This window comes from Sporomusa sp. 246TCP1 (assembly GCF_057319775.1).
On sequence record NZ_CM170492.1, the window covers coordinates 3032501 to 3059346 of the forward strand.

The 26846-nt window shown below is 46.1% G+C and carries 31 protein-coding genes, 7 tRNA genes, 1 rRNA gene, 1 other RNA gene and 1 pseudogene (1 of these 41 cut by a window edge); all 41 read right to left on the reverse strand.

The genetic code is table 11. From position 1 onward, the window contains the following. Window positions 1–1271 (reverse strand): 16S ribosomal RNA (locus tag AC1ECB_RS14300); it reaches 285 nt to the left of the window's first position. Window positions 1272–1667: 396 nt separating this feature from the next. After that, window positions 1668–1841, reverse strand: a non-coding RNA gene (gene ssrS / locus AC1ECB_RS14305) — 6S RNA. A 3-nt stretch (window positions 1842–1844) separates the two neighbouring features. Continuing rightward, a tRNA-Cys gene (locus tag AC1ECB_RS14310) sits at window positions 1845–1919 on the reverse strand. A gap of 94 nt (window positions 1920–2013) precedes the next feature. Then, window positions 2014–2090, reverse strand: a tRNA-Pro gene (locus tag AC1ECB_RS14315). 103 nt (window positions 2091–2193) lie between these two features. Then, window positions 2194–2269: transfer RNA gene (locus AC1ECB_RS14320), tRNA-Trp, on the reverse strand. A gap of 7 nt (window positions 2270–2276) precedes the next feature. Continuing rightward, window positions 2277–2353: transfer RNA gene (locus AC1ECB_RS14325), tRNA-Ile, on the reverse strand. Between the two features lie 6 nt (window positions 2354–2359). Beyond that, window positions 2360–2436 (reverse strand) — tRNA-Val (locus tag AC1ECB_RS14330). An 18-nt stretch (window positions 2437–2454) separates the two neighbouring features. Next, a tRNA-Leu gene (locus tag AC1ECB_RS14335) sits at window positions 2455–2541 on the reverse strand. A 6-nt stretch (window positions 2542–2547) separates the two neighbouring features. Next, a tRNA-Leu gene (locus AC1ECB_RS14340) sits at window positions 2548–2632 on the reverse strand. Window positions 2633–2834: 202 nt separating this feature from the next. Beyond that, entirely contained in the window at window positions 2835–4244 is a 1410-nt protein-coding gene (locus tag AC1ECB_RS14345; protein ID WP_485664428.1) for a recombinase family protein, read from the reverse strand. Next, the gene (locus AC1ECB_RS14350; RefSeq protein WP_485669347.1) at window positions 4204–5295 is read right to left on the reverse strand and encodes a recombinase family protein; all 1092 of its coding nucleotides are present in this window, start codon (window positions 5293–5295) and stop codon (window positions 4204–4206) included. Before AC1ECB_RS14350 ends, AC1ECB_RS14345 begins: the two co-directional genes overlap by 41 nt. Then, the gene (locus tag AC1ECB_RS14355) at window positions 5259–5396 is read right to left on the reverse strand and encodes a hypothetical protein (RefSeq protein WP_485664429.1); all 138 of its coding nucleotides are present in this window, start codon (window positions 5394–5396) and stop codon (window positions 5259–5261) included. Before AC1ECB_RS14355 ends, AC1ECB_RS14350 begins: the two co-directional genes overlap by 37 nt. Window positions 5397–5544: 148 nt before the next feature. Then, a complete protein-coding gene (locus tag AC1ECB_RS14360; RefSeq protein ID WP_485664430.1) occupies window positions 5545–5730 on the reverse strand; it encodes a SymE family type I addiction module toxin in 186 nt (61 codons plus the stop codon). A gap of 153 nt (window positions 5731–5883) precedes the next feature. Continuing rightward, a complete protein-coding gene (locus AC1ECB_RS14365) occupies window positions 5884–6057 on the reverse strand; it encodes a hypothetical protein (protein ID WP_485664431.1) in 174 nt (57 codons plus the stop codon). A 12-nt stretch (window positions 6058–6069) separates the two neighbouring features. Then, window positions 6070–6669 carry an N-acetylmuramoyl-L-alanine amidase family protein gene (locus AC1ECB_RS14370; protein WP_485664432.1) on the reverse strand — a complete coding sequence of 200 codons (600 nt, stop codon included), beginning with the start codon at window positions 6667–6669 and terminating at the stop codon, window positions 6070–6072. Window positions 6670–6693: 24 nt separating this feature from the next. Then, window positions 6694–7125, reverse strand: a complete 432-nt coding sequence (locus AC1ECB_RS14375) for a phage holin family protein (protein WP_485664433.1) — start codon at window positions 7123–7125, stop codon at window positions 6694–6696. 66 nt (window positions 7126–7191) lie between these two features. Beyond that, window positions 7192–7671: a DUF2793 domain-containing protein gene (locus AC1ECB_RS14380; protein ID WP_485664434.1), complete on the reverse strand. Its 480-nt coding sequence runs from the start codon at window positions 7669–7671 to the stop codon at window positions 7192–7194. After that, entirely contained in the window at window positions 7668–8981 is a 1314-nt protein-coding gene (locus AC1ECB_RS14385) for a phage tail protein (RefSeq protein ID WP_485669348.1), read from the reverse strand. The genes AC1ECB_RS14380 and AC1ECB_RS14385 overlap by 4 nt, the downstream gene beginning before the upstream one ends. Then, window positions 8927–9919 carry a hypothetical protein gene (locus AC1ECB_RS14390; protein WP_485664435.1) on the reverse strand — a complete coding sequence of 331 codons (993 nt, stop codon included), beginning with the start codon at window positions 9917–9919 and terminating at the stop codon, window positions 8927–8929. The genes AC1ECB_RS14385 and AC1ECB_RS14390 overlap by 55 nt, the downstream gene beginning before the upstream one ends. Then, window positions 9919–10329: an NlpC/P60 family protein gene (locus AC1ECB_RS14395; RefSeq protein ID WP_485664436.1), complete on the reverse strand. Its 411-nt coding sequence runs from the start codon at window positions 10327–10329 to the stop codon at window positions 9919–9921. Before AC1ECB_RS14395 ends, AC1ECB_RS14390 begins: the two co-directional genes overlap by 1 nt. 27 nt (window positions 10330–10356) lie before the next feature. Beyond that, window positions 10357–11421 carry a DUF2163 domain-containing protein gene (locus AC1ECB_RS14400; protein ID WP_485664437.1) on the reverse strand — a complete coding sequence of 355 codons (1065 nt, stop codon included), beginning with the start codon at window positions 11419–11421 and terminating at the stop codon, window positions 10357–10359. Window positions 11422–11432: 11 nt separating this feature from the next. Continuing rightward, window positions 11433–12890: a hypothetical protein gene (locus AC1ECB_RS14405; protein ID WP_485664438.1), complete on the reverse strand. Its 1458-nt coding sequence runs from the start codon at window positions 12888–12890 to the stop codon at window positions 11433–11435. A gap of 11 nt (window positions 12891–12901) precedes the next feature. Further along, the gene (locus tag AC1ECB_RS14410) at window positions 12902–13501 is read right to left on the reverse strand and encodes a DUF2460 domain-containing protein (protein WP_485664439.1); all 600 of its coding nucleotides are present in this window, start codon (window positions 13499–13501) and stop codon (window positions 12902–12904) included. Further along, window positions 13498–16194 carry a tape measure protein gene (locus AC1ECB_RS14415; protein ID WP_485664440.1) on the reverse strand — a complete coding sequence of 899 codons (2697 nt, stop codon included), beginning with the start codon at window positions 16192–16194 and terminating at the stop codon, window positions 13498–13500. The genes AC1ECB_RS14410 and AC1ECB_RS14415 overlap by 4 nt, the downstream gene beginning before the upstream one ends. A gap of 22 nt (window positions 16195–16216) precedes the next feature. Beyond that, a complete protein-coding gene (locus tag AC1ECB_RS14420; RefSeq protein WP_485664441.1) occupies window positions 16217–16510 on the reverse strand; it encodes a hypothetical protein in 294 nt (97 codons plus the stop codon). A 26-nt stretch (window positions 16511–16536) separates the two neighbouring features. Next, a complete protein-coding gene (locus AC1ECB_RS14425) occupies window positions 16537–16902 on the reverse strand; it encodes a hypothetical protein (RefSeq protein WP_485664442.1) in 366 nt (121 codons plus the stop codon). Between the two features lie 65 nt (window positions 16903–16967). Continuing rightward, the gene (locus AC1ECB_RS14430) at window positions 16968–17756 is read right to left on the reverse strand and encodes a phage tail tube protein (protein ID WP_485664443.1); all 789 of its coding nucleotides are present in this window, start codon (window positions 17754–17756) and stop codon (window positions 16968–16970) included. A gap of 224 nt (window positions 17757–17980) precedes the next feature. Continuing rightward, complete coding sequence (locus tag AC1ECB_RS14435; protein ID WP_485664444.1) at window positions 17981–18151, reverse strand: hypothetical protein; 171 nt, start codon at window positions 18149–18151, stop codon at window positions 17981–17983. After that, window positions 18148–18510, reverse strand: coding sequence for an HK97 gp10 family phage protein (locus tag AC1ECB_RS14440; protein ID WP_485664445.1), 363 nt, complete (start codon window positions 18508–18510; stop codon window positions 18148–18150). Before AC1ECB_RS14440 ends, AC1ECB_RS14435 begins: the two co-directional genes overlap by 4 nt. Beyond that, a complete protein-coding gene (locus tag AC1ECB_RS14445) occupies window positions 18494–18832 on the reverse strand; it encodes a phage head closure protein (RefSeq protein WP_485664446.1) in 339 nt (112 codons plus the stop codon). The genes AC1ECB_RS14440 and AC1ECB_RS14445 overlap by 17 nt, the downstream gene beginning before the upstream one ends. Before the next feature lie 8 nt (window positions 18833–18840). Then, window positions 18841–19095, reverse strand: coding sequence for a head-tail connector protein (locus AC1ECB_RS14450; RefSeq protein ID WP_485664447.1), 255 nt, complete (start codon window positions 19093–19095; stop codon window positions 18841–18843). 4 nt (window positions 19096–19099) lie between these two features. Then, window positions 19100–19324: a Head fiber protein gene (locus tag AC1ECB_RS14455; protein WP_485664448.1), complete on the reverse strand. Its 225-nt coding sequence runs from the start codon at window positions 19322–19324 to the stop codon at window positions 19100–19102. Between the two features lie 10 nt (window positions 19325–19334). Further along, window positions 19335–20534 carry a phage major capsid protein gene (locus tag AC1ECB_RS14460; protein WP_485664449.1) on the reverse strand — a complete coding sequence of 400 codons (1200 nt, stop codon included), beginning with the start codon at window positions 20532–20534 and terminating at the stop codon, window positions 19335–19337. Window positions 20535–20550: 16 nt separating this feature from the next. After that, a complete protein-coding gene (locus AC1ECB_RS14465) occupies window positions 20551–21246 on the reverse strand; it encodes a head maturation protease, ClpP-related (protein ID WP_485664450.1) in 696 nt (231 codons plus the stop codon). Continuing rightward, window positions 21243–22472, reverse strand: a pseudogene (locus AC1ECB_RS14470) (phage portal protein). The gene AC1ECB_RS14465 and the pseudogene AC1ECB_RS14470 overlap by 4 nt, the downstream one beginning before the upstream one ends. 78 nt (window positions 22473–22550) lie before the next feature. Continuing rightward, the gene (locus AC1ECB_RS14475; protein ID WP_485664451.1) at window positions 22551–23249 is read right to left on the reverse strand and encodes an HIRAN domain-containing protein; all 699 of its coding nucleotides are present in this window, start codon (window positions 23247–23249) and stop codon (window positions 22551–22553) included. Window position 23250: 1 nt separating this feature from the next. Then, window positions 23251–24135, reverse strand: a complete 885-nt coding sequence (locus AC1ECB_RS14480; protein WP_485664452.1) for a HipA domain-containing protein — start codon at window positions 24133–24135, stop codon at window positions 23251–23253. An 83-nt stretch (window positions 24136–24218) separates the two neighbouring features. Then, window positions 24219–25763, reverse strand: coding sequence for a terminase large subunit (locus AC1ECB_RS14485; RefSeq protein WP_485664453.1), 1545 nt, complete (start codon window positions 25761–25763; stop codon window positions 24219–24221). Further along, the gene (locus tag AC1ECB_RS14490; RefSeq protein ID WP_485664454.1) at window positions 25756–26241 is read right to left on the reverse strand and encodes a phage terminase small subunit P27 family; all 486 of its coding nucleotides are present in this window, start codon (window positions 26239–26241) and stop codon (window positions 25756–25758) included. Before AC1ECB_RS14490 ends, AC1ECB_RS14485 begins: the two co-directional genes overlap by 8 nt. 71 nt (window positions 26242–26312) lie before the next feature. After that, complete coding sequence (locus tag AC1ECB_RS14495) at window positions 26313–26519, reverse strand: hypothetical protein (protein ID WP_485664455.1); 207 nt, start codon at window positions 26517–26519, stop codon at window positions 26313–26315. 18 nt (window positions 26520–26537) lie between these two features. After that, window positions 26538–26828, reverse strand: a complete 291-nt coding sequence (locus AC1ECB_RS14500; RefSeq protein ID WP_485664456.1) for a hypothetical protein — start codon at window positions 26826–26828, stop codon at window positions 26538–26540. Window positions 26829–26846: the final 18 nt, after the last annotated feature.

Consider the following 26846-nt stretch of genomic DNA (forward strand, 5'->3'; position numbering starts at 1 on the left):
GCTTCGCTTTGTTTAAGCCCATTGTAGTACGTGTGTAGCCCAGGACATAAGGGGCATGATGACTTGACGTCATCCCCGCCTTCCTCCGCATTGTCTGCGGCAGTCTCCCTTGAGTTCCCGCCTTTACGCGCTGGCAACAAAGGATAAGGGTTGCGCTCGTTGCGGGACTTAACCCAACATCTCACGACACGAGCTGACGACAGCCATGCACCACCTGTTTTCGTGTATCCCGAAGGATAGGAACTAATCTCTTAGCTTTTCACTCAATGTCAAGTCCTGGTAAGGTTCTTCGCGTTGCGTCGAATTAAACCACATACTCCACCGCTTGTGCGGGCCCCCGTCAATTCCTTTGAGTTTCAACCTTGCGGTAGTACTCCCCAGGCGGGGTACTTATTGCGTTAGCTTGCGGCACAGAAGGGGTCGATACCCTCTACACCTAGTACCCATCGTTTACGGCCAGGACTACCGGGGTATCTAATCCCGTTCGCTCCCCTGGCTTTCGCGCCTCAGTGTCAGACACAGTCCAGAAAGTCGCCTTCGCCACTGGTGTTCCTCCCAATATCTACGCATTTCACCGCTACACTGGGAATTCCACTTTCCTCTCCTGCACTCAAGATCTCCAGTTTCCTGCGCCTATACGGGGTTGAGCCCCGCACTTAGACACACGACTTAAAAATCCACCTACACGCCCTTTACGCCCAATAATTCCGGACAACGCTTGCCACCTACGTATTACCGCGGCTGCTGGCACGTAGTTAGCCGTGGCTTCCTCCTTTGGTACCGTCATTACTCTACATTATTCACATAGAACACGTTCGTCCCAAACGACAGAGCTTTACAATCCGAAGACCTTCTTCACTCACGCGGCGTTGCTCCGTCAGACTTTCGTCCATTGCGGAAGATTCCCCACTGCTGCCTCCCGTAGGAGTCTGGGCCGTGTCTCAGTCCCAGTGTGGCCGTTCATCCTCTCAGACCGGCTACTGATCGAAGCCTTGGTGAGCCGTTACCTCACCAACTAGCTAATCAGACGCAGACCCATCTCTAATCGGTAGCATATTCAGAGGCCACCTTTCTTATCTTAGTCATGCAACCAAGATACCACATTCGGTATTAGCACCACTTTCGCGGTGTTGTCCCCAATTTAGAGGCAGGTTGTCTACGCGTTACTCACCCGTTCGCCACTAGGAGTTACAAGTAACTCCCCGTTCGACTTGCATGTGTTAGGCACGCCGCCAGCGTTCGTCCTGAGCCAGGATCAAACTCTCCAATAAAGTTTGCCGTCTATGAGCATACAAACTTAAATACCATTAGCTATCTTAATTAAAGTAGACAAACTACATTAACAGACGCACCAGGCACAAGTTCAAAGTCACATGTGACTACATTATATGAAGCCATTTGTTGGCTCTATAAATCAAATAAGAAATTGTTTTTGGTTTTGTATGTCGCAAGCGACATACAACCGCACATCTGGCTTTTTTGATGCATTACTTACATTGTTCAGTTTTCAGGGAGCAGTTCGTCGTGTTTGTGACGGATATTTATTATAACATTTATCTTTCGTTATGTCAACACATTTTCTGTGCCATTTATCTTTGCCGCTCACAGCGACTTTTATAGATTATCATGTTGTTTGTATCGTGTCAACTGTTACTTATTGGTTATACTCATGCCCAAAATGCCGTCTCTTTGTATGTCCAAACCTGCACTCAGCAGGTGGGTATTCTGGAGTACGCTTTTGCCCTCCACTCTGAGGTGGCTCGACATCTGCATACTATTGAATTCCCTATTTATTACAGTAGGTTGGACATATCTAAGATAACAATTCATCCCAGACTATGTATTGGAGGCGACACCCAGATTTGAACTAGGGAATCAAGGTCTTGCTAACCTTAGCCTTACCACTTGGCCATATCGCCATCATTTCGGATTTATTACTATATCAGATAGTTTTAATTATGTCAACTAATTGTTTGACAGTAAAAAAATTCAGCTTTTCTGATCTATGTTATCTGGTCGGAGCGGCAGGATTCGAACCTGCGACCCCCTGGTCCCAAGCCAGGTACTCTACCAAACTGAGCCACGCCCCGATTATTATACTATAGGATGTTCTTCGCTACCGCTCAGAACTAAGCGATTCATACCAATCAGATCTTCGCCTATGGCTCGTCTTTCTTGGACTCTCTGCTTATATGGCAGGGGCAGAAGGACTTGAACCCTCAACCAACGGTTTTGGAGACCGCTACTCTACCAATTGAGCTATACCCCTAGATATATGGTGGATCTACTAGGATTTGAACCTAGGACCAGTCGGTTATGAGCCGAATGCTCTACCAAGCTGAGCTATAGATCCAAAGTTTGGTGGGGTTAAACGGACTCGAACCGCTGGCCTCTTCGATGTCAACGAAGCGCTCTAACCAACTGAGCTATAACCCCAAATACTATATACAGACATGGTGCCGGAGGTCGGACTCGAACCGACACGGGGTTGCCCCCGGCAGATTTTGAGTCTGCTACGTCTGCCAATTACGTCACTCCGGCATTTATTGGTGCGGGAGACAGGAATTGAACCTGCACGCCTCGCGGCGCTAGATCCTAAGTCTAGTGCGTCTGCCAGTTCCGCCACTCCCGCGTCCTCGGAATTAATACTATACCAGTTGTTTTGATTATTGTCAACTACGATTATAATAATTTTAATTCATTTTCTTATCAAGTTTCTTGCACAAATACTACTTGATCATATTTTTTTCAAAATTTCTTTTATCTCCACCGCTCTCAAAGGGAGCCCGTCAAGATGATTTAATGCCACCCTAACCGGCCATTTCCTATCACTATCAACTTTGACATTCAATTTCTGTACCATCAAGTAAACTTACAATCAATCTGCCACCATCATAAACTGTTATCTCTTCCACTAATGCGAAATATAAATTGATGTCGAATTCTTGGATCGCCACAGCATCCGTTATTATCTCAATAAATTGCTTGGCCTTATATCTTACCAGCAAATTCTCGCTTTCCAACCGTTCCCGCCACTTGCCTAAAAAATAATCCGTACTCTCAACCATCGCATTAAATGTATTTATAAAAGCCTGATACAAAACTCTATCATCAATATGTTTGCTGGCACATCCCTTTTCCCCCTTCGCCGGATATTTACCATTACACCGCCAAATTATTCGTCTGTGCCTTTCATCAGTACTATTCCAAACCTTCCTGCCATAAATCTTACCGCAGCAGCCACATATGACTCTGCCAGCGAAAGGATTATCCGTTGTCGCATACTCAAGCTTCTGAATTCCATGCTCCAAAACATAAGCTCTTCTGCGCTCCATTTCTAACTGCACCGCTTGCCACATTTCCTTATCAATAATGGCTGGATGGCTATCCTCCACCAAATATTGTGGTACTTGTCCAGTATTATCGGCTCGTTTTTTGCTCAAGAAGTCAACAGTATAAGTCTTTTGCAGCAAAGCTTCTCCTTTGTACTTTTCATTGGAGAGCATCTTCCGAATACTCCCCTCGTACCATTTGGCCTTACCATTCCAGTTAGGCACACCATTAAGCTCCAGGTCTTTGGCAATTCTGTTGGCCCCTTTTCCGTTAAGAAATTCTGTGTAAATCCGCCGGACAATTTTGGCCTGTTTTTCGTTGATAATAAGATTACCATCTTCATCCTTGTCATAACCCAAAAACTTAACATGGTTAATTTGAAGCTTTCCCTGCTCAAACCGCCTTCTAATGCCCCAGGTAGAATTTTCCGAAATCGACCGTGATTCGTCTTGCGCCAGCGAGCTTAAAATGCTTAAAAGCACTTCGCCTTTGCTATCCAGTGTGCGAATATTCTCCTTTTCAAACAGTACTTCAACCCCTAAATCCTTAAGTAGCCGCACGTAAGTTAAAGTGTCCAAAGTATTGCGCGCAAACCGTGATATGGATTTGGTGATAATCAAATCCATTTTTCCGGCCTTACAATCCACAATCATTTGATTGAACTGCTCACGTTTCTTAGTATTTGTACCGCTAATGCCTTGATCGGCATAAATTTTTACCATTTCATATTCCGGATGGCCGCTAATATATGTCGTATAATAACTCACTTGGGCTTCGTAACTTGATAACTGCTCCGCCTGGTCAGTCGAAACGCGACAATATGCGGCAACCCGCTTCTTAACTGGTACCAAATTTTCCGCTAAACTCGTCCTATTGGATCTTGCTGGTATAACGGTAATACTTCTGGCCATTTTTAAATACCTCCTCAACTACTGTCTTTTGCTTTATCGTCAGCCTTCTTAGAGCCGTGTCATCAATGACGGTACCCAAGCAGGCTTTTTTTCCTTCTCTAATATAAGTGCTGCATTGCCATACAATCTTTTTACTGGCATATTTACTATTCCAGGTTCTCCGTATTAAGGGAGCGCCGCACTTACTGCAAAGTAGCATCCCGGTTAGCGAGTAACGGTTTTGGTGTTTACCCTTCGTATCCGTTGCGTTTCCTTTAGCTTCAGCCCTTTGTACCATCAGTTGCTGGGCTTCTTCCCATATTTCCTTGGTCACAATTGGCGCATGGTTTTCTTCAAGATAATAGCTATCAACCTCGCCGTGATTAATGCACTTCTTTTTGGTAAGATGGTCCTTGATGTATGTTTTTTGAAGCTTAGCAGCACCTTTATATTTTTCATTTTTTAAAATGTTTAGCACCGTAGCGGGATGCCACCGGCCACCGGCAATGGTCATAACTCCTTCAGCATTAAGCTCTTTGGCAATCACAAAAGTCCCTTTACCGCTTATATAATTCTTAAAAATCCGCTCAACAATTTCTGCCTGGCTTTGATTTATAACCAAATCACCATATTCATCTTTGTCGTAGCCCAAAAAACGGGTAGCATTGATAGCCAGTTCGCCCTTCTCAAATTTGCGTCTATATCGCCACTTTATATTTTCACTGGTGCTTTGGCTCTCCTCTTGGGCAAAAGAAGAAAGGACAGTAAGCATGAGCTCACCGTCCACATCAAAACTCGATATATTTTCTTTTTCAAACCTAACTTCCACGCCTAAGCTTTTAAGCTCCCGGACTACTTCAAGCACAATAGCCGTATTCCTGGCCAAACGGGAAATTGACTTGGTTAGTATTAGGTCAATCTTTTGTTCTCTAGCTAACGCTAACATCTTTTGAAATTCTGGGCGCTCATCCTTGGTGCCAGTTATGCCTTGGTCGGCAAAAACACCGACATATTCATACTCGGGATTTGATTCAATTAGGACTGATAATAAGTAGTTTGGTTTTCTAGTGATTCTCCTTGCACATCACTTGCCGTGGAAACCCTGGCGTAGGCGCAGACTCGTTTACGTTTTAGCTCAGGTGGTTTGATTGGTTCGATAATTCTAACTCGCATAAGGCGACTCCTTTCTATCAAGTTCTTGTTCTATTCATCACTCCGATGCCAAATTAAGTCAAGTTATAAAGAAACGCTGTCTCTACGAATTGTCTTGATACAAAAAAATATGGATTGGATGTTTGCTATCACCCAATCCGCTACATTATTATTCGCTATCAATTTCCTTCTCCACTAATTGAATTAAAAGTTTACCCTGTCCCTCTTCCACTAAAATATAGTTACCAATTCGAAAACCAAGCTCGCGCAACCAATAGCCCTGAAGCAGGATACACGGCACATCCGGTTTTGGATATGCCACCGATTGATAAATTTTCAAAATGCGCTTGCTCATCTGCCAGCCCTCCTTGCCGTTCACATGTTAACTCTGTTTCAGCCTGATAGCAAGGCTATTTGGCAAAATTTTGCTTGTTCTCCTCATCGATATCTCTTACCTAGACAAAATGCCAGACGCTCGGTTTACACGCGCACCTGGTTATTAAAAGACCTACTTTCTTAGAACTTTATCCTTTGCTATTTCTACTGCTGTATCCACAGCAGCCTTTTTAATTTCTTCCCTGGTTTCCACCCAGTCGGTATTTTGGGGATCAGCGGCTTTACTGACACCATACCCCAACAACATACGGACAATTCTATCACGTAAATTAGTCCAAACACTCATAATTGTGGCCTCCTATCGTTTTCCTTCCTTTATATATAGCAATTGAAAATAATCGGTCACAGCACGAGCAATGGCTCTGGCATAACGGTCCTGCCATGTGCGATTTGCTAGTAATGCGGCTTCCTCATCATTCGAAATAAACGCCATTTCCACTAAGCATGCCGGAGCCTCGGTATGAACCAGCACATAAAAGCGGGATTCCTTATCCGGGTCTCCATCGGAATAATCGGTTCTTCCTGCCCGGTCAGGAAACTCAGTGGCAATTTGCTGATACAGGCAGGTGGCTAATTTATCCCCCTGGGTATCTCCAGGTGATGTCCATACCTCATACCCCTTCGCACTAGAATTCCCTGCACTGTTACAATGAAGCGACACAAACACATCCGCACCCCAATTGTTGGCTAAACGTGTACGATAGCTCAAATCATCCGTTTCTGGCTGCTCCCATTTCGTTCTAGTAAGTTTTACCTCATAGCCAACGGCGATTAGATATTTCTCAACTAATCTCGAAATAATGAGCGCAACGTCAGCTTCCTGCAAACCTGTGTTTTGATTTACTGCTCCAGGGTCAATATTCCGGCCCGAATGTCCGGGGTCAATTACAATACGCATAATAAATTCCTCCCCTTTGCCGATTTACTCGTTATCTTTCAAAAACTGTTTTTCTTCCCTTAATTGCGTAAGCTTCTCTCTCATAAAAACCGGTATATATTGTCCGTACCCCATCCGATCTAAATTTTCAATAATACTTAGACCCTCATTACCAAGGTACGCAAATATCACCATAGACCTACAGGTACTAGTGCCAAACAGACCAACATCAATCCAATGGGCAATAATAACAACCAGCAGCATGGCAAGCTTGCGCTTGATGCCTTCAAAGCCTTTCTTACTTTGAAGACTTCCTGTATTCCATGCGGCAATTAACCCAGTCACATAATCAATCACAATAAAGACGAGAAGTGCCGTAACCAACTTGTCGACGCCGCCAATCAAAAAAGAAAATACTGCGCCCATAGCTGAAAATATAGCCATAATCCGCAGCTCCGTCTGTGTATATTCGATCATTTTACCCCTCCAATTAAACTAACCCATACGAACTGAGCGCTGCTTTGAGCGCCCGCACATCGTCCGCTAACTCTTCGCACTTGTCTCGGAGCGCCTGTACTTCTGCTTGGGAATAGGTGGAAGGCTACCTATTTCAGTGTCTGTATTCCCTAAAGTCACTGTTGTTTTCGTGATTGGATTTGCTTCAAAAAATCCAATCTTACTCTGGGCAGTGTCCTCCTGCACCCAAGCCGTTCCTGTATAAACCATCGCCGTAAAGTTCGCCTTATCCCAGCACCTCATCCCGACAAACGGCACATAAAACACCCATGCCCCGCCAACGAAATGCGCAAGGCTATTATCCTTACCAGCCCACACACCTGTAGCCCCAATTCCGACAATATATAGATTCCCCTCAATCCCTACCGGGGGTGTAGTTAACACCATACTTTCTACTGCTGTCTGAACCAACGCATCTAATCGCTGTAAAGCCATGTTATGGGTGATTTCCTTTTGTGCTTGTCCTGACACTAAGTTCGTCAATGTTAATCTAACCGTATTACTCACACTGTCACCTCCTTACCAATTCCCCGTCCTCGAGTGCTGCTCATCTGATAGATCCTAACCCCAAGTTCAGACTGAGTAACTCCAAAGTCCGCGACCTGCTCTGTCGCCAGATAGTTCACCGTTGGAGTTGCCGAAGTCAATGTCCGCTTAACCGTAGAACCAGACACAATATCAACTTCATAGCGCTCGAGACTTTCACTCATCGGAATATCCGCATTATCTAACCAAGCCCCACCGCTTCGGTCACGTCTTATCCAACTAATCGCTAGATTACCCGACGCATCTCTGTTGCCTAACACGTTACAAATCGACCATGGCTGATACAACCGACCTGTATTGGCAAAAACCACTTCCATGTAAGTAGCATCCGTCACCGGCTTGGTTGCTGGTCCAATACGATATGTTCTGGGCGAATACCATTCACCCATCGGTGCTGGGAGGGTCGTAATAGTCGTTGATTTTAGCAATATGAACCGCTCCCCTACGCTGTGTTTATCTACTTGTTCCTCTGTACCCAAGCGCCCACGTAAAAGTCCTGAAAGTATATAGGTATTTGCCGCCGTTAAGATCGCCGATCTAAACTGTACAATCTCGCTACCGATTATCGCAGCATTGTAGCCATTCAACACATCGGCCTCAGGCCTAGACTCTAAAGTTCCATGCGTCAGTACTACTGTTACTGAATTGCCCTCATCCCAAACCTCCGTCGTTCCAGTACCAAGTAGCGTTGTGGTCGTGCCCATCGTCGAAGGGCTGTCCAACTGCGCCTTTAGTATCCACGATGCGCCCCCATCTCTGGTCTCAAATACATTGGCCCCGTAGAATGGACTGCCAGTTGCCGCCAAATACACCACTGGCTCGGACGTTGTATCAGTTGGCAAACGCGGAATATCCAGGAACTCAACGGTTATGACAGACGGCGGCACCAGTACTGACGGCTGTATTTCATGGTCTGCTGTGCGCTCCGTGCGCCTGAAGGTATTGCCGCCAACATCGCTACCTTCCACTTTTATCACTCCAGGAACCCCGAGTGTGGTCTTGGTCAGTTGCACCCATCGTCGTCGACCGGATAAATCCATATCCAAAATATCTCCGGGAGCCAAAAAGGCCCACCAAGGTCCTAATGATGCCGCAATCGTTGAGCGCCGAATCCATGCCTCATAGAGTTTTTGCTCAGCCAGTTCCTTCGCCCTGGCGTCTGTAATTACAAAATCAAGGTCAATCTTTTCAGTGTTTTCGCTTGTGGAATTAGGTCTTACGGCTGCCTGCAAACCTGCCTGATAATCTTTGTCAAACGATAGATAGGACACATTAACCAATTTAGGCAGTTCCCTATCATGCTTACGCTCAATGGATAGCTGCTCTCTTCGCCACTATCCCCTTCCTTAGCCCCCAGAAAATCAACCGGAACGGGAAACCGGTTATAATTTTCCTTCCTAATAAATAAGAGCTTACCGTTTGCTTCCGCTGCCCCAAAGGTATAGACCATCATAAGCTGTTCAATCCGCTCACGATAGGTTTTTTCCGAGGACACACAAAAACCATCAATCGGTATTCCCGCCAAGTCGGATGCTTCCATATCGGCAGCTCCTAATTGGGTACGTAAGCCCGCTCCTGCCGATACTTCTTTGACGATGCTGTCAAGATAATTCACTGTCCTCACAATTTCAAAGGTAAAGTTGGGGATTCGATTGCCAAAATCGGTTACGTCCAAATGCTGAATCACGATATAGGCCAAGCCCCGGTAGGCCGGAACAGGAAAACTGGTTTCAATACCCTCAATAAACGGGTCAGGCTCTTGGGTTTCGGTGCCATAATACAGAGTGTAATCTATGGCCGGATTGTCTCCGGTAAATTTATCAGTCACTTCCTTGCCATCGGCCCACACACGGTTAAAACCGGTAATCTCCCCCTCACATAAGCCGATGGCGAACGATATGGTATAGAAGTAGGTTGTTGTCTTACCGCCTCCGCCACCCTTGCCACCGGAGGACTCTTCCTTTTTGTGCTCAACAAAGTTAGTTCCCCAAATGACATTTCCAGCAATCCGGGTGGTTCCATAGACCTTGTTAATCGCTACCCCATAGGTAGAACACTGGATCGACAGGTCTGACATCCGTGGCCCTGCAGCGTTAGGCGCTTTAGGACCAAACAACTGCTGGTCTACAAAACCTGCAGCCATCGAAATGACTGCACCCCAGAATGGATTGGCTGCCGCGATCGCGTTCGCAAGTAGAATGGTGGCCATCAGGTTACCTCCGGAATACGAAAAACGGCTTGCAACAAACGCTCCCAGGCAGGACTAAGTGGCATTTCCACGACCTTTTGTACATTGGCCCAAGCATGGATAAACCGACCTTCTCCAGCGTAGATGCCTACGTGGTTAGAGGTACCATTGATAAAACTAAAAAGCAGCACGTCGCCGGGCTGCCTGTTAGCTATCTCTACCATAGCCGCATAGTTACTTAACTCCTCTTGCAGTCGTTTTTCCCGACCGGGAACCGGCATCCGGTGATAATCCGTGTCGCTTTCTACCGGTCGTCCCGTTACGGCGGTATAAACGCCGCGAACGAGTCCCACACAATCAGTCGCTACTCCTTTAAGAGACGCCTGATGCTGCCACTTGGTTCCTATCCATTCCCGAGCTTCAGCGACCACTTTCTCTCCAATCAGACTACCACCTCCTTACCCCCGACTCGCATCGTCACCTGCTGCCACGACGTTGGAGCCACCCTTTACCGGATAACTGGCAAGATAATCATTGCCCGGCACCATTGGCTCCCCACGGAAGTTTAGCCGGTTGTTGAACCGGTTGATACAAGTTGAGTAATTACGATCACAACCGGCCACAATGGTGAAGGTATCTCCTACTTGGGGCTGCCAAATTGTAGGTAAATACACCTCAATGGTACCATCCGCCATAAATACCTTGGTTTCGGAGGTAGTATAGCGATTATCCCCGCTTGTCCAGGTGATAGTGCCATAGTCGTAGAACCCGGCATCTGCCACTACGTTGGTCGCGAATTGTGTATCGCCATTGACCGCCGTTACCCTTCCCGTCGTTGTGTAAATTGCTAAGTTTACACCACACTTGGCATCACCTAAAGTTGCCCGGCAGGTCTTCTGATATACCGCACCTGCCTTCTGTTGGTAAGCTTCGGTTAATCCCCGTATCTCTGCTGTAAAACCTGTCTTACCGTAACGGATACGACCAATGGTACCACGCCTTAGAATAAGCTTCGGGTCGCTGATATTCTGCCAATTAACCAGGTAGATCGTCACCCGGGCAAAGTCATAAACCCCACCCGCCAGTTCATCCTCAGTAATGCGGTCAGAACATAAAACGCCATCTACGTCAAGGTTATCAACAGCTAAACTGTCACTGGTGTCCACAGCCGTCGGCGTAAATCCAGTGGCCGCTTCGTAGGTTACCCCATCAAAGGTTATATCTTGATCATGAGAGGTAAATCCAAAGGTTACGCCATCTGTCCGATCAACCCGCCAGCCGTAGGCAGCAGTGTATACCTCCTCGGCCATCCAAGGAACAGGATGCGGCTCTACAAGTGCCTGTACATATAGATCAGCTACCTTTAGATGTTGTAAGCATATACACTGCGCATACAGGTCTGACAATACTACCGGGGTTAGTGTCTCATCAGTAAGCAGTGCCTGCGCGTACAAGCGCGAAAGCCTTGTACTTGGGTCTATAACCGCTTGACCATATAACTGGGCTAATTTTGCATTGTCCATAGTACCTCCGCTTACGCTCTGGCCTTAAACCCAATTTGTGCGGCATTGAACTGAGTTGGCGTCCAGTTCCCGTCAAATTGGATGGATTTCAAGGCCATGGTTGTGGGAATCGCTGCCTGCACCCCGAGGTTATCGCTACCTATTTTTAGTATCCAATCCGCGTTCGGCAGGGAAGTACCCGAAACAGCTCGCGCTGTGACTTTAACTGACTTAACCCCTGTGCAAATAAGTGGTAGATCGCCAAGCGCACACAGCATTTGATCGTTGTCACTCACAAACTCGGCATAGCGTACTGTTTCCAAAAAATCTTTCCTTGCCAAGCGATCAGCCGCTGCCGATTGGCTATAGGCTCGACTTGGGTCGGCCACCTGGTATTGCGCATATATACAATCAAAATAGGTGGCTGAGTCTGCCGTATAGGTTCTTTCTACACTGTCAGCCAGTCCATTACCAGCAAAGTAGTATGTCACATCGCTGTTATACCCGTTATTATCTGGACCAGCTGAATTTCTGCCGTATTTCATCTGCGCTGTCTCTGTATAAATTGCCAAACACTCGCCCGCCGAAACTATCCAGTTATCAGGGAAATCGACGCCTGCAACAAAGGTTTTTATTCCCGTTGCGGAAATAGCAAGCTGATTTGACACTAATCGTTTGGTATGTTTGGCTGGTGCCCCTTGATTGCGCGTACAGATTCCAAGATAGATAGTTCCTGTTGTATTAAAATTAACGGTGATAGTTTTAATCGTTCCGGCATGCGCGAAAACATTGGCCAAGACATACGTACGGCCCACTGTTCTATTGCTATAGGTTGTCGTCACTTGATTACCTACTATATCGTAGTAGGCAGGAGGACTAGCTTCTCCCGCACCCGATAATGAGATAATAACAGGACGCTTGTTGCCGATACGCCCATCATTGGTGATAACGATATCGGATAAAGAAAAAGAAAGGACATTCCCGCTTGACCCGCTATACCAATAGGCTGAGCCTATTAAATCGGTTGCAGGTCCCGTATCACCCGTAAAATCAACAACTAACTCACCATTTTTCCATACCTGGAAAACACCTGCTGCCGAATCCTTCTTTAGCCGCATTTCGATTTGAGTTATCGTTAGGGTCGTCATGGCGAAGGAGCCTCTGGCTACTCCGTTTACATAGGCCGTCGCAACAAGTGTTTGCTGGTCGATACTCAAATAGGCAAGTGTTGTCGTTCCGTCCGATTTTCTAAGAGCAAGTGGTATCGCATTGTTTGAGGTATTAACAGGTGAGGCAATATAAATGCATTGGGACAACCAAACCTCAGCGGTTTGTTCAGAAAAGTCGTGTCGCAGAACACTTGCATTTACCCCCTGATTGATGGCGTAATAAGGGGCTGTTCTTGCATAGGCACTATTAATAACCTGCACAAATCCGCTGTTGAAGGAAAATTCTTCTAACAGACCCACCGTATAAAACGTAAATGACATAAAGCTGCCTCCTACCATTTAATCTCGATAACCGTAATCCCTGACCATGAATAACTGCTCCAATTATCAATATTGATCGGCATCTCGTCTGTATCAAAACGACAGGGGACATCATACTCGAAGTCTGCCGTTACAACACCGACTGGAATAGCGTCAAAGGTAATTCTGCCTGTGACATAATCCACTGTGTAGCCACTTGTCTGCATTACGCCGCCAATATATATGGTAACAGTGCCGGTAACCGGCTTTTTGATTAAGCGAATGTCGGTAAACCCTGCACTGTCAACGTAGGTTTTTTGCAGCTGGTAGACCACTTTGTTTCCTTCCAAAGCCGCGCAAATCTGGCCCACTGCTTTAAAATCAGACCAATCCTTAAACCGAAACCCATAGGCTTTCCCTTTTCTTGCACGGAAAAATGCTATCAGTATGTCTAGCTGTTTTTGGTTCTTCACACCATGCGCCACGTTATATTTACAGCGAGACTGCGCCCAATTCTGGTTTCGCTGCTCACCGCCGCTGGACGTAGTTACGACCCCGGTGGAAAACCCGGGACCGCCAGTCGAGCCGTAGGATATGTCTGGAGGAAACTGCACTTCGTGAAAGCTACTCATAGATTCCGTCTTCCTTGGGCCAGAGCCATGTTCATACTGGCTAATATCTGCCCTTGCGACTGCCGGAAGGAATGGGCGTCAGGGGTGTTTATGTTCATTACAATTGTCGGCGAACCAGCAGACATCATGCTCTGTGTATCTTGCGCGTTATATACCCGGCCAGCGCGATTGAAGTTAATAAGCTCCGGACCTCTTTCCCCTACCAGTGCTAGACCGCCATCGTAATTACCGCCTAACGCAAATTTTGGTACGCTGACCTTTGGTTTGATAAGGCTAGCAGCAGGTTTTGCCGAGCCACCTAAACCCGCCGTACTAAAAGAACTGCCGAAAACTGACATTACGATGCGGCTGGCCAGCCACTCGGCGGCTATGTCAGCAATGATCTTAATGATCTTTGTTCCCAAATCACTCCAGGCGTCGCCAATTGATTTCGTGCCGGTAATCACATCCGAAAAGACTCCCTTAAGACCATCATACATACCGTTGGTATATTGAGCCATGTAGCTCATGGAGGTACGATGCGCGTCTTGCCATAGCTTATAGTAGCTATCAATATATTCTTGTTTGCCAGCAAGTTCCTGAGCGAGCAGCGCCTGCTCGCTAGTTAATAACTCCTGGAATCTTGCAATATCGCCCTCGTTGCGGGCCTGATCCAAATCTTCCTGAAATTTCACCCGCTCGTAATGGAGGTCTTTTAGCTTCTGATTTTTCTCTTGTTCAATGGCAACCTGCTCAGCGGCTACTTGCTTGCTGAAAGTAACCATGCCGGACTCAGTGATTTCAAATTGCACCCCATTCGCTATCCACGCCTCGCGAAAAACTGCCTGCTGTTCTTTAGTAGCAACAGCATATTCTGTCTCCCAGTCACGGTATTTCCGGCGAATGGCGTCAAGCCGTGAAGTAAATTCTGTTTCAATATCAAACTTTTGCTTATCTACACCGGTCAATCCAATAGCTCCCAGCTTTGTTTGCAAAGATCGCGCCGCATCGACAGCCTGATCCCAGATGCTGTTTCGCTTCTTTTGTTCGTCGGCCATGATCTTACGACGTCGAACAGAATAGGTGGCCTCCAGCCGTTCCAAATCTCGCTGGTAATTTTCGTTGGCGGCCATCGTTCCGTTCAAAGCCTGCAGTTGCTGTGAACGCCAGAGTTCTAATTGTTCCAGCTCTGTTTTTGTCGTCTGTACCCATTGCTCTTCAATGGCCTTGCTGGTCTGCTCTGCTTTCTTGGCAAGCTTGTCCCACTCACTGCTAGCAGCACCAGTGCCGCCCCCTGCACCGGTTGGCGCACCGCTTGTTCCGGCAGCATTACTTCCTGTCAAGCCAGTAAAGTTGGTATTAAGTCCACCCGCACTCTCTTTCAGTTCCTGTACACCTGAGATCAGTTTGCTTCCGATACCTTCCCAGGCTGTGCTGATTCCGCCCACTGCAGCTTGAACCCGTTTGGTAGCCGCCGCGGCCTCTTCCCCCGCATTGGCAGCTCCCTGCGAAACACTTTCCAGCCACCCAGCAGCGGCTGATTGTATTCCACCACCAAATAAATTGAGGAGCGGCTGAAGGGCAGTCAGGATATTTTGCACTCCACTAAAAACAATACTTTTGAGTTCTGCCCATTTCTGCTGGGTATAGCTAACAGCCGCTGTCCAGGTATTGGCGAACAATCCCCCGAGCGGTTCCCAAGCCTGCCAAATAACCCAAGCTACTGCACCAAGGGCGGCACCGCCAGCAATGAACGGTGCTAATGGAACCAGGGCTGTCCAGAGTGCTGTGCCAAAAGCAATAATAGCCGGAATAGCTGCTCCTGCGAGCGCCCCGACTACTACAAAAATTGCTAATGATAATTCTTTGGGAATCAAATCGCGTAACGCAGCTTGAATTCCGTTATTTTTGACATACCCCGCAAACTGGTCGAGTGCTTCTGCCATGGCTTTCATTCTTGTTTTGAGGTCGAGCGCAGCAATGATTTTGTCACCCATTTCGCGCATGACAGAAGAAACGTTATCCTTAATGGTGGAAAAAAGCCCTGGGATTTCTTGCGACAAGCCCTCCATACCGCCTTTGAAACGACTCTGCATGCCCAACAGTACGGCGTTAATACCGGTGGTACTAGTAATGGCACCTTGTTCCGCCATTTTCATCGCGGTTGGAATATCGGTGCCTATCGCATCGGCGAGAAACTTCCAGGCGGGAACCCCAGCCTCAGCAAGCTGCAGCATTTCTTCTCCCGAAACCTTGCCTTTGGCCTGCATCTGTCCGATAGCGAGTGCCATCCGGTCGATGCCTTCTTGTCCTATGCCCAGCATAGCGGCAGCATCACCAATGGCTGCCATCATGGGAATGATGTCTTGCGCGGCAAAACCAAACGCCAGCAGTTTCTTCGACGAATTGACGAGGCCCGGCAGTTCAAATGGGGTTTGTGCCGCAAACTTGGCTAAATTGCTCAGGAATTTTTCTGCCTGCCCGCTATCCCCAATCAAGGTAGCAAAGGCTTTCTTGTTCGCCTGCATATCACCAGCCATTTTAATACTGGCAAGGCCTAAGGCCCCCATAGCGGCAGCGGCTGCAGCAAAATCGGAGACGATGTTTTCCGACATTTCCATGGCTTCTGAACCCAGGCCTTTACGCATAGCTCGTTTTGTGCTTTCCCATTTCTTCAGAAAATCGGAGTTATCGCCCCCGATGATAATTGTCATTGCAGCATTTCCGGCTATGGTATCACCCCACTTTCGCGATCAGTTCTGCCAGTTCGGCTTTCACTTGTTCCGGTGTTTTGTTACTCTGTTTTTTCTTGGCCGATTCAATGCCTAACAGCATGTCCACGGTAACCGGTCGTTTCAGTTCGTAATTGGTGCAGGTATTGATGATCGGGGCGACAAGCTGGGCCGCTGCGCGCTGTTTTTGCTCCGTTCGCCAGAGATACCCATCGATCATCTGCTGGAATTCTCCGGGTGTCAGTCTCCCGAACTTCCAGGGTGTAAGGGCCAGCGCCCCATAGGCCATTGGCTCCATACACGCAATCCACTCCGCTACCGTGGTTATTGTCCGTTTCCCAGGTCACCGGACTCTGCTGTTTCTTCTGCTGTTTCTGTTTCTTCGCCCATGATTTTGGATTTACGGACAGCATCGCCGATTTTAGCTGCTAAATTCTCGATGCTGCCACCTGTCTCCATGTACTCTTGCATCATAAGGCCGACCCGCTGCAGGGTTAGTCCTTTTTCCGCATGCTTTAGGCCACCCCATAGCAAGATGCGGATAGCGGAAAAGCCTGCGGCCATCGGATTACTTAGAACATATAGCAGGGATTTTCCTCCCATTAATTCTTCCATGTCCGCCGCTGCGTTAATGTCATAGCGAAGCTTGCGCTCTTTGCCGCCGATGGTAAGATACACTGGTCCTGTCATGAGAAGTCCTCCTTTTTTTCTGTAAACATTAAAATGAGCGCACAGCTTTTTGCCATGCGCCTACGTTATATCGGGGCTACTCCGGGAGTTGTGTCAGTCGAAGTCGGTACAGCGGTAAGACCCGCACAAGTGCCATTGGCAATCGCTATGTTCAGTGTCGCGTCATTAGCGGCTGCCACTTTTCTCGTCAAGGCTACTGCAATTCCCACACCGCTAACATCAAAGAGAGCCGTCACAGCACTATCAAGTGCTAGCACTTCTCGTGCTTTTTGTGCAACTACAGCCGCCGAGTCATTTAAGGCTACCGCTACGCTGATAGCTTTCGGTGATCCGGTCATTCCTGCAGCGGTAACGGTAAATGTCGCATTGCCTGTGGTCGATACCGTTCCGGCTACCATGACCGTCTCTACTTGTTTCGTGCCATTGACTTCTTCTGGTGCGCCGCTGCCGTCGAGTTTAATTTTGTAGGTCGCCACATCATCATGCGGCGCTTCTTCGGATAAATCCGTAATGGCCGCATAGCCCTGAAACTTGCTGCCGTCTTTGCGCACGTAGCGCACATGGACTAGGATGCGGTTATAAAAGGACGATAGCAACAGCTGTCGTCCCGCTTCTATTGTTACACCTGCTGAGTCGGTCAACATGACCGCATCCGCATCAATGCTCCAACTTAAAAGGCCCGGAACGCTGGTCGTCCAGGCCCCGGACATTTTGTTGCTGCCATCAATCATGGCGGCAGTCATACTGAGCGTTGCTCCTCGTTGGCCGCCTATGGTTACCCATACAGGGTTTTCCGCTGTTCCGGTGTTAACTTTGAGTAGAAAATCTACGCCATCACTTGGGATTAAAGGCATTTCATCACTCCTTGGTGTCCATTATTGTGAATTTAAATAGTACCGTGGCTTCGCGGTGTGACTCAAAACGCTCCACTGAATGGCTTTCGACAGTCGCCAGCACCACCTGCCAGGCCTCGCTTAATTCCAATATCGGCTGCTGAATGGCATTGATTACACTATCGGCAAGTTCCGCAACTTCCTTGTCGCCCTGATACTCGCTAATGATTTTATCGTGGCCGTGACTACTGCGCCCGATATTGTTTTTGTGCTCCAGCTTTGGCCACTGTATCAGTAAGCACAACATAGGGTGCTTTCTTGCCTGCAGGTACATGATCATAAACTGACACAGTCAGGGTATTTTTAAGTCTGCCATAAAGCGCTTTATTTAAGGTCGATACCGGTGATCGGGTCATCTTTTCACCTCTCGCTGAACAGCAGCACGGATCTTAGCTTGGATTCCCGGCAATAATTCACTGCGTGCTCTTTCGGCAAAACGTTTGGCCTTCACGCCGCGCTTGGTACCATATTCCTGCAGTGGCGCGTGGGGGGCTTTGGCCCGGACCATCCTGGAGATACCGTATTTCCCCTTGCGGGTGACGATGCTTTTTCGCAGTTGACCACTTTTCTTAGGAGCTAATGCCCGCTCGCGTTGCCGGATTTCCCGCGATCCAAGCTCTACCTCTTTTTCGATAGCTTGACTGACGTTACCGGAAATTAAATCACCGAATCGCAGGCATTTATCAATACCGGTCACTCTAATCGTTGGCTTCATCAGCTACCACCTCCCGGCACTCAAGTCTAAGATAGGCTTTTTTCTCTTCTTCATTGATCGGTGGTCCAAGCTGCTCAAAAATCCGGCTGCCATATTGGATGCGATCAGTTACAGCCACATCACTGCGGTAGCGAATGATGATACGATGCAAAAGTTCTGGCGTTAACTGTTCATATTGATCTATTGTTTTAGTGGTCACCGTCATGAGCTTGGCCCAGACTGTGGCGCGAACTGTGTACGTCGTTTCGAAGCCGCCTTGTTCATCAGGTACTTGGGTTTCCTGAAGCAGCTTTACACGGCAGTTGAGTTCTCCCGGATTCATATGATCACCTACCACAGATGGGCGCGATAGGGGGAAAGGAGCGTATACACTACCTTCGGTATCGTTTCACCTATTCGCTGCTCATAGAAATGAGCTACTAGGATGAGGATAGCTTGTTTGACAGGTAACGGGAGTTCGGTGGATAAAGCATTCTGTAGATAGTCCTCACAATGGGCAGCTGCCATGGAAATCAAACTGGCGAGAAGGGTATCTTCCTCCTCGCCATCAATTCGCAAATATTCTTTTGCCTCGACTACACTCACTAAATTATCCATGGGGTTTGTCCATAAGGCCAGCGGTTTGTAGCTTTGCTATCAGTTCATTAAAATTCGTTTTTAGTTCTGCAATGGTGGTAGCATCACTTTTTTCTTGTTCGGCAGCTCTGCTGATCGGAACATCGCCAAGAATTAACTCACCATCAGCTTTGATTTCCAGGGTTCCACTGACCACCCATTTGTCTCCGCCTTGCTCTGCATAGTTTTTAATAGTCATAAGCGTCACCTTAAGATGCTTTCATTTGGAGTACTTTGATAGCTTCCGGTAATATGAGTTTGCCGTCCACACGTTGGGTGGCTTTGAAACCAACTTGTCCTGTTACGGCATAGAGTTCATTAAGACGTTGGAAGCTTCGCCCTTGGCGGTCGGCGACCCAATAGTAGCTGAAATCACCAAAGGCAATTGTTTTAGCGCCAATAGCAATAGCCGGAACATAGGTCGAAGTTTTTACAGGGCGGCTAAAGATAGTATCCGGTTCGCCTGCTGTAACCGAGGGCTGCCAGAGGTATTGGCCGTTTCCGTCTTTGAGTTTGCGGATGGCTTTGACAGTGGCATCATTAGTCACAAACACCGCATTTTTGCGATACGGGGATTTTAAGGAGTAATATAAGTCCATGATTTCATCAAAAGTAAGGGCTGTAGCACTGGCCGTTGTAACCCCTACACCAGCACCACCAGTCGCATTGAAAATGCCGGTTGGTTTGCCGGAGCCATCACCAACAAAGAAGGCCTCCTCTTCCTTGGCTCCAATGCGGCGTGCAAACTCTTTGGCGATATATTGCTCCAGATTAAATACACTGTCATTTATGAGCTCTTCCGAGATCTTAAGAACTGTGGCTAATTTATATACCCCAATCGAGACTTGGCCGAAGGCATCGTCGGACTCTGGAATGTTACCTTCTTCCTCGACCCAAGATGCAGTACCTTTTGAGGCTACTACCGGAATCTTTTTATCTCCGGAGGAAGTGGTAATGACTTTGGCTAGTTGTCGGAAAATGTTTTCTTCCTCTAATGACTGGATGAGCGTACGTTCAAACTCGTCGGGCACTAAGTAACCACCTTCACTGTCCGTGCCTACTTGCAAGGCATTTTGCACATCGAAGATGTTTTTGCTTTTCATCGCTTTCCAGAAAGCGCGATTGTATTCACTGGAGGCTCGGCCAACTTTTTCAATTTCAGTTTGTTGATTTGGTTTGTTGGTAATGGCTGTACTGGTTGCCTTCGATAGCTCTAGATCAAGAACTGCTTGCCGTTCTAGTCGGTCAATCTCTTTACCTAAGTTAACCACGTCGGCTTCCATACTTTCATAGGTAGCTGTATCTTCGGCAGATAGAAGACCATTTTCGTTTCTTCTGCTATCTAAAAAAGCTTTGGTACTATCCCAAAGCTTGGCCCGCTTTTCGCGGAGTTCTAATATTTTGTTCATATGTTTGTTTTCCTCCCTATTTCAGCAAGTTCAGTCTTGTGAGTAGCTCTTGATGGGGTGTGCCTGATGGCTGCGCTACTGGTTCTTGGTTTTCCTTTGGCAGCTTACGCCGCAGGGCATTGGTCACGGTAATTTTGTCAAAAATAAAACCCTCTGCCGCTTCCACCTGCTCGGGAGCGTAGAGGATTTTATCGGCAAAACCTAACTCCACTGCCTTTTGGGCGCTAAACCAGGTTTCCGCATCCATCATGCTTGATATTTTGGCTCTTGATAGGCCCGTTCGTTGCTCGTATGCATTGATGATGCTTTCTTTCACTTCTCCAAGCATTTTAATGCCGCTTTGAAAATCAGCGGCTTCACCAAAAATCATGGTGGCCGGATTATGGATCATGATACAGGCAGTCGGCGACATGAGGATTTCATCGCCAGCCATGGCAATGACTGAGGCGGCACTGGCAGCGAGAGCGTCAATTTTGACAGTGACTTTTCCTTTGTACTCCTTTAGCATTGTGTATATTTGGCTCGCGGCAAACACATCGCCACCTGGAGAATTGAGCCAAACTGAGATATCACCGTCCCCGGCCATCAGCTCAGCTTTAAATTTTTTCGGGGTAATATCATCATCATACCAACTATTCGCAGCTATGTAGCCGTCGAAGTACAGTGTGCGTTTTTCTTCACTCTCGGCCCAAATCCAAAACTTTTCAATCAATCTTTTATCCCTCCTCCAACATCATACTTACCAGTCCAAGCCCCGGCATTAGCCATATCAACAAAGTTTCCGTTAACCAAATATTTTCCGCCACCTAACTCATCCGGTATCATATTCATATCTTCTAGAACCCTAATTTCGTTGGCCGACATGATCCCATTTTGCCGCATGGTTTGATAGAAGGCAGCCCTTGTGGCCGCATCGCCCCGTAATCGTCCATTCAAATTGAACTTCACAAAGAATGCCTTTTTCTCGGTTTCTGTAAATATCGCCTTCTGCATTGATTGTTCGATTCTTGAAACCCATGGAACAATGGTATTATCAATAAAGCTAATGGATTAGTGCTCAATATTGCTGAAAGTCGCCCGATCAAGGCTTGCAACCAAATGTGGGGGCACCCGAAATATGCGGCATATTTCTTCGATTTGAAACTTTCTTGTTTCTAAAAATTGCGCTTGCTCTGGTGGAATGCCAATACTTTTGAACGACATCCCCTCCTCCAAAACTGCCACGCGGTGCGCATTGGAACTGCCTTGGTAAACTGCATTCCAACTGTCCCTGACTCGGGCTGGATCTTTTACAACGCCCGGATGTTCCAGTACACCGCCAGGGTTAGCACCATTAGCAAACAGTTTAGCGCCATATTCTTCGGTTGCTATGGCCATGCCGATCGCATTTTTGGCCATGGCGATTGGGGAGTAACCAATGAGACCGTCAAAGCCTAGACCTGGAATGTGCAGAACTTCGTAGCTGCGGAGCAAATGGATTTGGCCATCTTTATCGTATTGATAGTAGAGTTGGCCTTGGTCGTTTCGATTGACAGTCATTTTGTTTGGTAAGAGCGGGTAGAGAGCGGCCACTCTGCCCCGGCCATCGCGGATGATTTGGGCATAGGCGTTGCCCCATAATAAAAGATGACCCGTCAGTGTTTCTCGAAACACGAATGAAGTCATCTCTGGATTTGGTTCGCTATGGAGCAGATAATATATGGGGTGATCCGCTGCTTTTTCTTTACCGCTCGTAGTATAACGATAAGTGTGTAAAGGCAGCGAGGCTATGGTTTCGGCTAGGATTCGAACACAGGCATACACAGCGGTTGTTTGCATGGCAGTTCGCTCATTTACGTTTTTACCGCTGGTGCTAGTTCCAAAGAAAAAGCTATATGCGCTGCCCCAGGTGTTTTGCGGGCTGGCTCTTGTTTGAAATAATCTTGATATAAATGGGATTTTCACTGATTACCTCCTGAAAATGGGCGCAAAAAAAGCACCTGCCAAAACAGATGCTTTTTCGGGCTTAAATAAATCCTACTCTTTTTTGATGGTTAACTCCACTTTAATACATTCTAAACATTTAGTATCCTTATTTACCTCAATTGCTTTAGAGCTAATAACTGTATTATTTCCGATTAGTTGGCTAACACCCTCAGAGTAATAGCGTGGTAAGTACCCTAGTGAAGCCCCTGCAGCATTAAGTATTTTAATCGCATACCTATCATATTCATTTTCCGGCTCTGGCATTAATCTTAAGTCTTCATGTAATTTTACTTCAAGAGATTTTTCACAAAATTCCCCGTCACAGCCAAGACAAAATCCTGTACCCGCTATGAAGAATCTCCTTACAATCTTTCCTGACTCAAAATTAAAAATAGGATCAATAAACTCTAGATTATCAATAGGTAGTCTAGCACCACTGCTCTTTAAAAATTCATATGCATCATACTCTGATAAACCGTATTTCTCAAGGATGGCTTCAATGCCCTTTCTCTTTGGATCAGGTAGTCTGCTTGCAAACACGGGAAACAAATTATCATTTTTATATACTTTTTCAATATCTGGAAAAGCAATTAATAATTCAAAACCAGCCGCTATAGCCTTTTGAACCTCATAATTATATGAAAATTCAAATTGCCCATTTTTAGATAATTCGCCAACAATATATCTTCTTTTTGTTTTGGGTTCTTTCCAAACAAGTAGAAGATAATCCCTGCCATCTTTAATAGACATTTTACGCCTCCTCTCTCTTTATTATCATTTCCATCAATTTAACCTTTTCAATCAAAAAAATTGTAATTAGCTTTTTTCTTTCTTCACTCAACAAGGGTTCGGTGTACTCAACTAACAACGTCTCTATGTTACTAGCAGTAATCTGTAGTTTTATTTGTTCTATAAAATCTTTTACTTCGTTATAGTATCGTTTGTTTATATATTCTAAAACCTCTTCATGCGTTGGTCTTTTTTTGTTTTTTTTATCGATTCTTACTATCGACTTAGATTTAGTTCGTACAATAGACTGTAATCTCTTAGTATCTCTACCTAAAAATTCTTTTATTTTACCTTCAGGTACGTAGCAACATAATGATGAACTATTATCATACAGGGGAGAAAATTCATAAGCGCCATTACCCTTATTAATTATTGCCCAATTATTTTGATGACGGTCTGTGTTTCCTATAAGATAGTCAAAAACGAGCATTTTTAGTAAGTCTTTGAGTAGGCCATATTTTTCGATAGATTTACTCAACATATGGATTGAGTAGTGTTCATCTAAAGAACTATCATACATTTTTTCGGCACTATAATTAGGATAATATTGATTAATAAGCGATATTCCTTCAATAAGTTCTTCATTATACTTATTTATCAAATAGCTCATTGAGCCTTCACGATTTTCGTAAGTACCAATTTCCACTTGTGCACAAGGCAATTCTAATAATGCTGCTAAATCTGATGCCAGTTTTTCTGATACATGATCCTTGGTCTCTAAATCCTTTTTATACTTAAATAACCCGATTTGACCGGTAACAGGATTCTTCAACCATATTTTTTCACTTCTTCCGCTACCTTCATGAGCACCATCATAGGTTTTCCAAGTGCTAAAGTCTTTAAACATTCACTCCTCCAAAAAGCTGCAAAATGTATAAAAGCTTAAAGTACATTTTAACACATTTATAGTACTATTCCAATACAAATATCTTATAACACCAATATTCCCCTCGCATCATAAACGCTGGCTTTGTTAACATTCCGTATCGCCCGATCCAAAGCCATAATCAATGCCACTGCACCGTCAATCCGCTCGGTGCTTTTTTCTTTGTCTGGCTTAAGATTGCCAGCGGGATCGATTTTTACATAGATGTTATCCATCATCCACCGGAGTACGGGGTTACCACCATGTGCAATATTTTTCTCTAAGGTAAGCTTCATGAGTTCTTTGGTTGCAGGTGACACATCCTTGTAACCTTGTCCAAAAGGAATGACGGTAAAACCCATGCCCTCTAAGTTTTGGACCATTTGTACAGCGCCCCATCTATCAAAGGCAATTTCTTTGATGTTGTACTTGGTGTTGAGTTCTTCAATAAAGGCTTCGATAAAGCCGTAATGAACCACATTACCTTGGGTGGTCTTAATGTAGCCCTGCTGCTGCCAGATGTCATAGGGCACGTGATCTCGCCGAACTCTTGTGGCCAAGTTATCTTCTGGAATCCAAAAGTACGGCAGCACTATAAATTTTTCAGTGCTATCACGTGGCGGGAATACCAGAACAAAGGCAGTAATATCTGTGGTGCTTGATAAATCAAGTCCCCCGTAGCATATTCTACCGCGCAAGCTTTCAAGATGGATGGGAAAAGCACACTCATCCCAGCGATCCATCTGCATCCAGCGAACCGATTGTTTCACCCACTGGTTGAGCCGTAGTTGGCGAAATAGGTTCTCTTCGGCTAGGTTTTCCTTGGCACTTTGAAAAGCAGCCCTGACTTCCTCTATATCTATGGTATAGCCAAGCGATGGATTGGCTTTATACCAATTTTCTTCGTTAGCCCAGTCATCGGTATCATCAATACCATATATGACAGGATAAAAGGTCGGGTCGATTTTTCTACCAGACAGTATGTCCTTCGCTTTTTGATGGACCTCAAAGCAAATGGAGTTTCTATCATTACCAGCCGTTGTAATGAGGAAAAACAATGGCTGTGTTCTTGCGTCACCGGAGCCTTTGGTCATAACATCATAGAGTCCGCGGGTTGGTTGGGAATGTAGTTCATCGAACACAACAGCATGCACGTTGAGGCCATGCTTGGTATATGCTTCAGCTGAAAGTACCTGATAGAAACTGTTGGTTGGCTGATAAACTAAGCGTTTCACTGACATAATCGGCTTAATTCGTTTTCTAAGGGCAGGGCACTGGTCTACCATATCAACCGCCACATCAAATACAATGGAAGCCTGTTGCCGATCCGAAGCGCAGCCATACACCTCGGCTCCCCACTCGTTATCGCCGCAAGTCATATATAGTGCCACTGCGGCGGCGATTTCCGACTTTCCATTTTTTTTGCTAATTTCAATATACGCCGTGTTGTACTGCCGGTAGCCGTTTTCTTTTACTGTTCCGAAAATGTCCCGAATAATTTGGTCTTGCCAAGGTAAGAGTACAAAAGGCACACCATACCACTGTCCTTTGGTGTGTTTTAAGCAGTTAATAAAGCTAACTGCATGCTGAGCTTTTGCCTCATCATACACTCTTCCTACCTCCACTTAGCAAAATCAGCTCCATCGGATCAGCCTCATTTTGCTGTCCGGTATCTGCAACAATTCGGCTACGTGCCGACGGGGTTAGTCCAAACTGCTCGCAAAGTTTATTCATGATTTTAAGGTAGGTCTGGGCGATAGATACCTGTGGTACCTGCTGCCAATAACCAGACGGGGTTTTAACAATTGTGCCATGCTTACTGATAAATTCTTCGGCTTCCTTCCACCGGGCATAGGCTTGGCAGTATCCAGCAAAAGCCGCCATATCAATATTAGTTAAGAGTCCCAAATCTTCTAGTTGTTTAGCCAAGCGACGCCATTCTTTCTTGGCTTCATTATCAAGCCAGCTTGGGCATTTGGGTGCTTTTTTTACTGGTGTAGGTTCACTGTTATTAAGCTGCCTTTTACCGGGGTTACCTTCCAGTATTTTTAACGCTGTCGGCTTTGGCTTTCTTCCTTTCTGGGCCATAGGTATCACCTCCTCTTCTCTGGCAAAGAAAAAGAGCCTATCTTCTGATAGACTCAAAATTTAGATTTTGTTTATCCTTTGATGCCCTTGTAATTGAAATTGCCTTTTTTGATTTCTTCGTACTCCGTTTTTACTGCTTTGCCATAGTCTTCCCGCGTTTTTTCTTTTTCTTTGCAGGCAAGGCAAAGGCATTCGGTGTTAAACATGGACATAATTCTACCACCATCAAGACTGCCGCCACACCTATCGCAAAATTTCTGCGAAAAAAATGTATCCATCGTATAAGCTCCTTAAGGTTATAATAACTCTGTTTTGGTATTTCCTAGAGCATCACTCAATGAAACTGTGTCAATTCCATTATCCTGATAGCCTTGACGAATTACATCAAAGTAATATTCACTTGGAATAGCAGGCATAGTTTCATATTGCTTGGCCATAACATACAGCATAGCCTCTTGTTCTCCGGCAGGCGTCGTAATGGTAACTATTTCTTTTCCATACAGTCTTGGATGAGGTAAGCAATCTGGCGCCTTTTCTGCCTGTACAGATAGGTTTCCATTCCACTCCCTCCCAAACCGGACAGACACTTCTCAGTGTATCCGGCT

Coding starts and splice junctions, on each gene's coding strand:
- AC1ECB_RS14345 (WP_485664428.1), bottom strand. CDS start 4,244: ATGGCCAGAAGTATTACCGTTATACCAGCAAGATCCAATAGGACGAGT.
- AC1ECB_RS14355 (WP_485664429.1), bottom strand. CDS start 5,396: ATGCGAGTTAGAATTATCGAACCAATCAAACCACCTGAGCTAAAACGT.
- AC1ECB_RS14360 (WP_485664430.1), bottom strand. CDS start 5,730: ATGAGCAAGCGCATTTTGAAAATTTATCAATCGGTGGCATATCCAAAA.
- AC1ECB_RS14365 (WP_485664431.1), bottom strand. CDS start 6,057: ATGAGTGTTTGGACTAATTTACGTGATAGAATTGTCCGTATGTTGTTG.
- AC1ECB_RS14370 (WP_485664432.1), bottom strand. CDS start 6,669: ATGCGTATTGTAATTGACCCCGGACATTCGGGCCGGAATATTGACCCT.
- AC1ECB_RS14375 (WP_485664433.1), bottom strand. CDS start 7,125: ATGATCGAATATACACAGACGGAGCTGCGGATTATGGCTATATTTTCA.
- AC1ECB_RS14390 (WP_485664435.1), bottom strand. CDS start 9,919: ATGGCCACCATTCTACTTGCGAACGCGATCGCGGCAGCCAATCCATTC.
- AC1ECB_RS14400 (WP_485664437.1), bottom strand. CDS start 11,421: ATGGACAATGCAAAATTAGCCCAGTTATATGGTCAAGCGGTTATAGAC.
- AC1ECB_RS14405 (WP_485664438.1), bottom strand. CDS start 12,890: ATGTCATTTACGTTTTATACGGTGGGTCTGTTAGAAGAATTTTCCTTC.
- AC1ECB_RS14410 (WP_485664439.1), bottom strand. CDS start 13,501: ATGAGTAGCTTTCACGAAGTGCAGTTTCCTCCAGACATATCCTACGGC.
- AC1ECB_RS14415 (WP_485664440.1), bottom strand. CDS start 16,194: ATGACAATTATCATCGGGGGCGATAACTCCGATTTTCTGAAGAAATGG.
- AC1ECB_RS14420 (WP_485664441.1), bottom strand. CDS start 16,510: ATGGAGCCAATGGCCTATGGGGCGCTGGCCCTTACACCCTGGAAGTTC.
- AC1ECB_RS14425 (WP_485664442.1), bottom strand. CDS start 16,902: ATGACAGGACCAGTGTATCTTACCATCGGCGGCAAAGAGCGCAAGCTT.
- AC1ECB_RS14430 (WP_485664443.1), bottom strand. CDS start 17,756: ATGCCTTTAATCCCAAGTGATGGCGTAGATTTTCTACTCAAAGTTAAC.
- AC1ECB_RS14435 (WP_485664444.1), bottom strand. CDS start 18,151: ATGACCCGATCACCGGTATCGACCTTAAATAAAGCGCTTTATGGCAGA.
- AC1ECB_RS14440 (WP_485664445.1), bottom strand. CDS start 18,510: ATGAAGCCAACGATTAGAGTGACCGGTATTGATAAATGCCTGCGATTC.
- AC1ECB_RS14445 (WP_485664446.1), bottom strand. CDS start 18,832: ATGAATCCGGGAGAACTCAACTGCCGTGTAAAGCTGCTTCAGGAAACC.
- AC1ECB_RS14455 (WP_485664448.1), bottom strand. CDS start 19,324: ATGACTATTAAAAACTATGCAGAGCAAGGCGGAGACAAATGGGTGGTC.
- AC1ECB_RS14460 (WP_485664449.1), bottom strand. CDS start 20,534: ATGAACAAAATATTAGAACTCCGCGAAAAGCGGGCCAAGCTTTGGGAT.
- AC1ECB_RS14475 (WP_485664451.1), bottom strand. CDS start 23,249: ATGTCTATTAAAGATGGCAGGGATTATCTTCTACTTGTTTGGAAAGAA.
- AC1ECB_RS14480 (WP_485664452.1), bottom strand. CDS start 24,135: ATGTTTAAAGACTTTAGCACTTGGAAAACCTATGATGGTGCTCATGAA.
- AC1ECB_RS14490 (WP_485664454.1), bottom strand. CDS start 26,241: ATGGCCCAGAAAGGAAGAAAGCCAAAGCCGACAGCGTTAAAAATACTG.
- AC1ECB_RS14495 (WP_485664455.1), bottom strand. CDS start 26,519: ATGGATACATTTTTTTCGCAGAAATTTTGCGATAGGTGTGGCGGCAGT.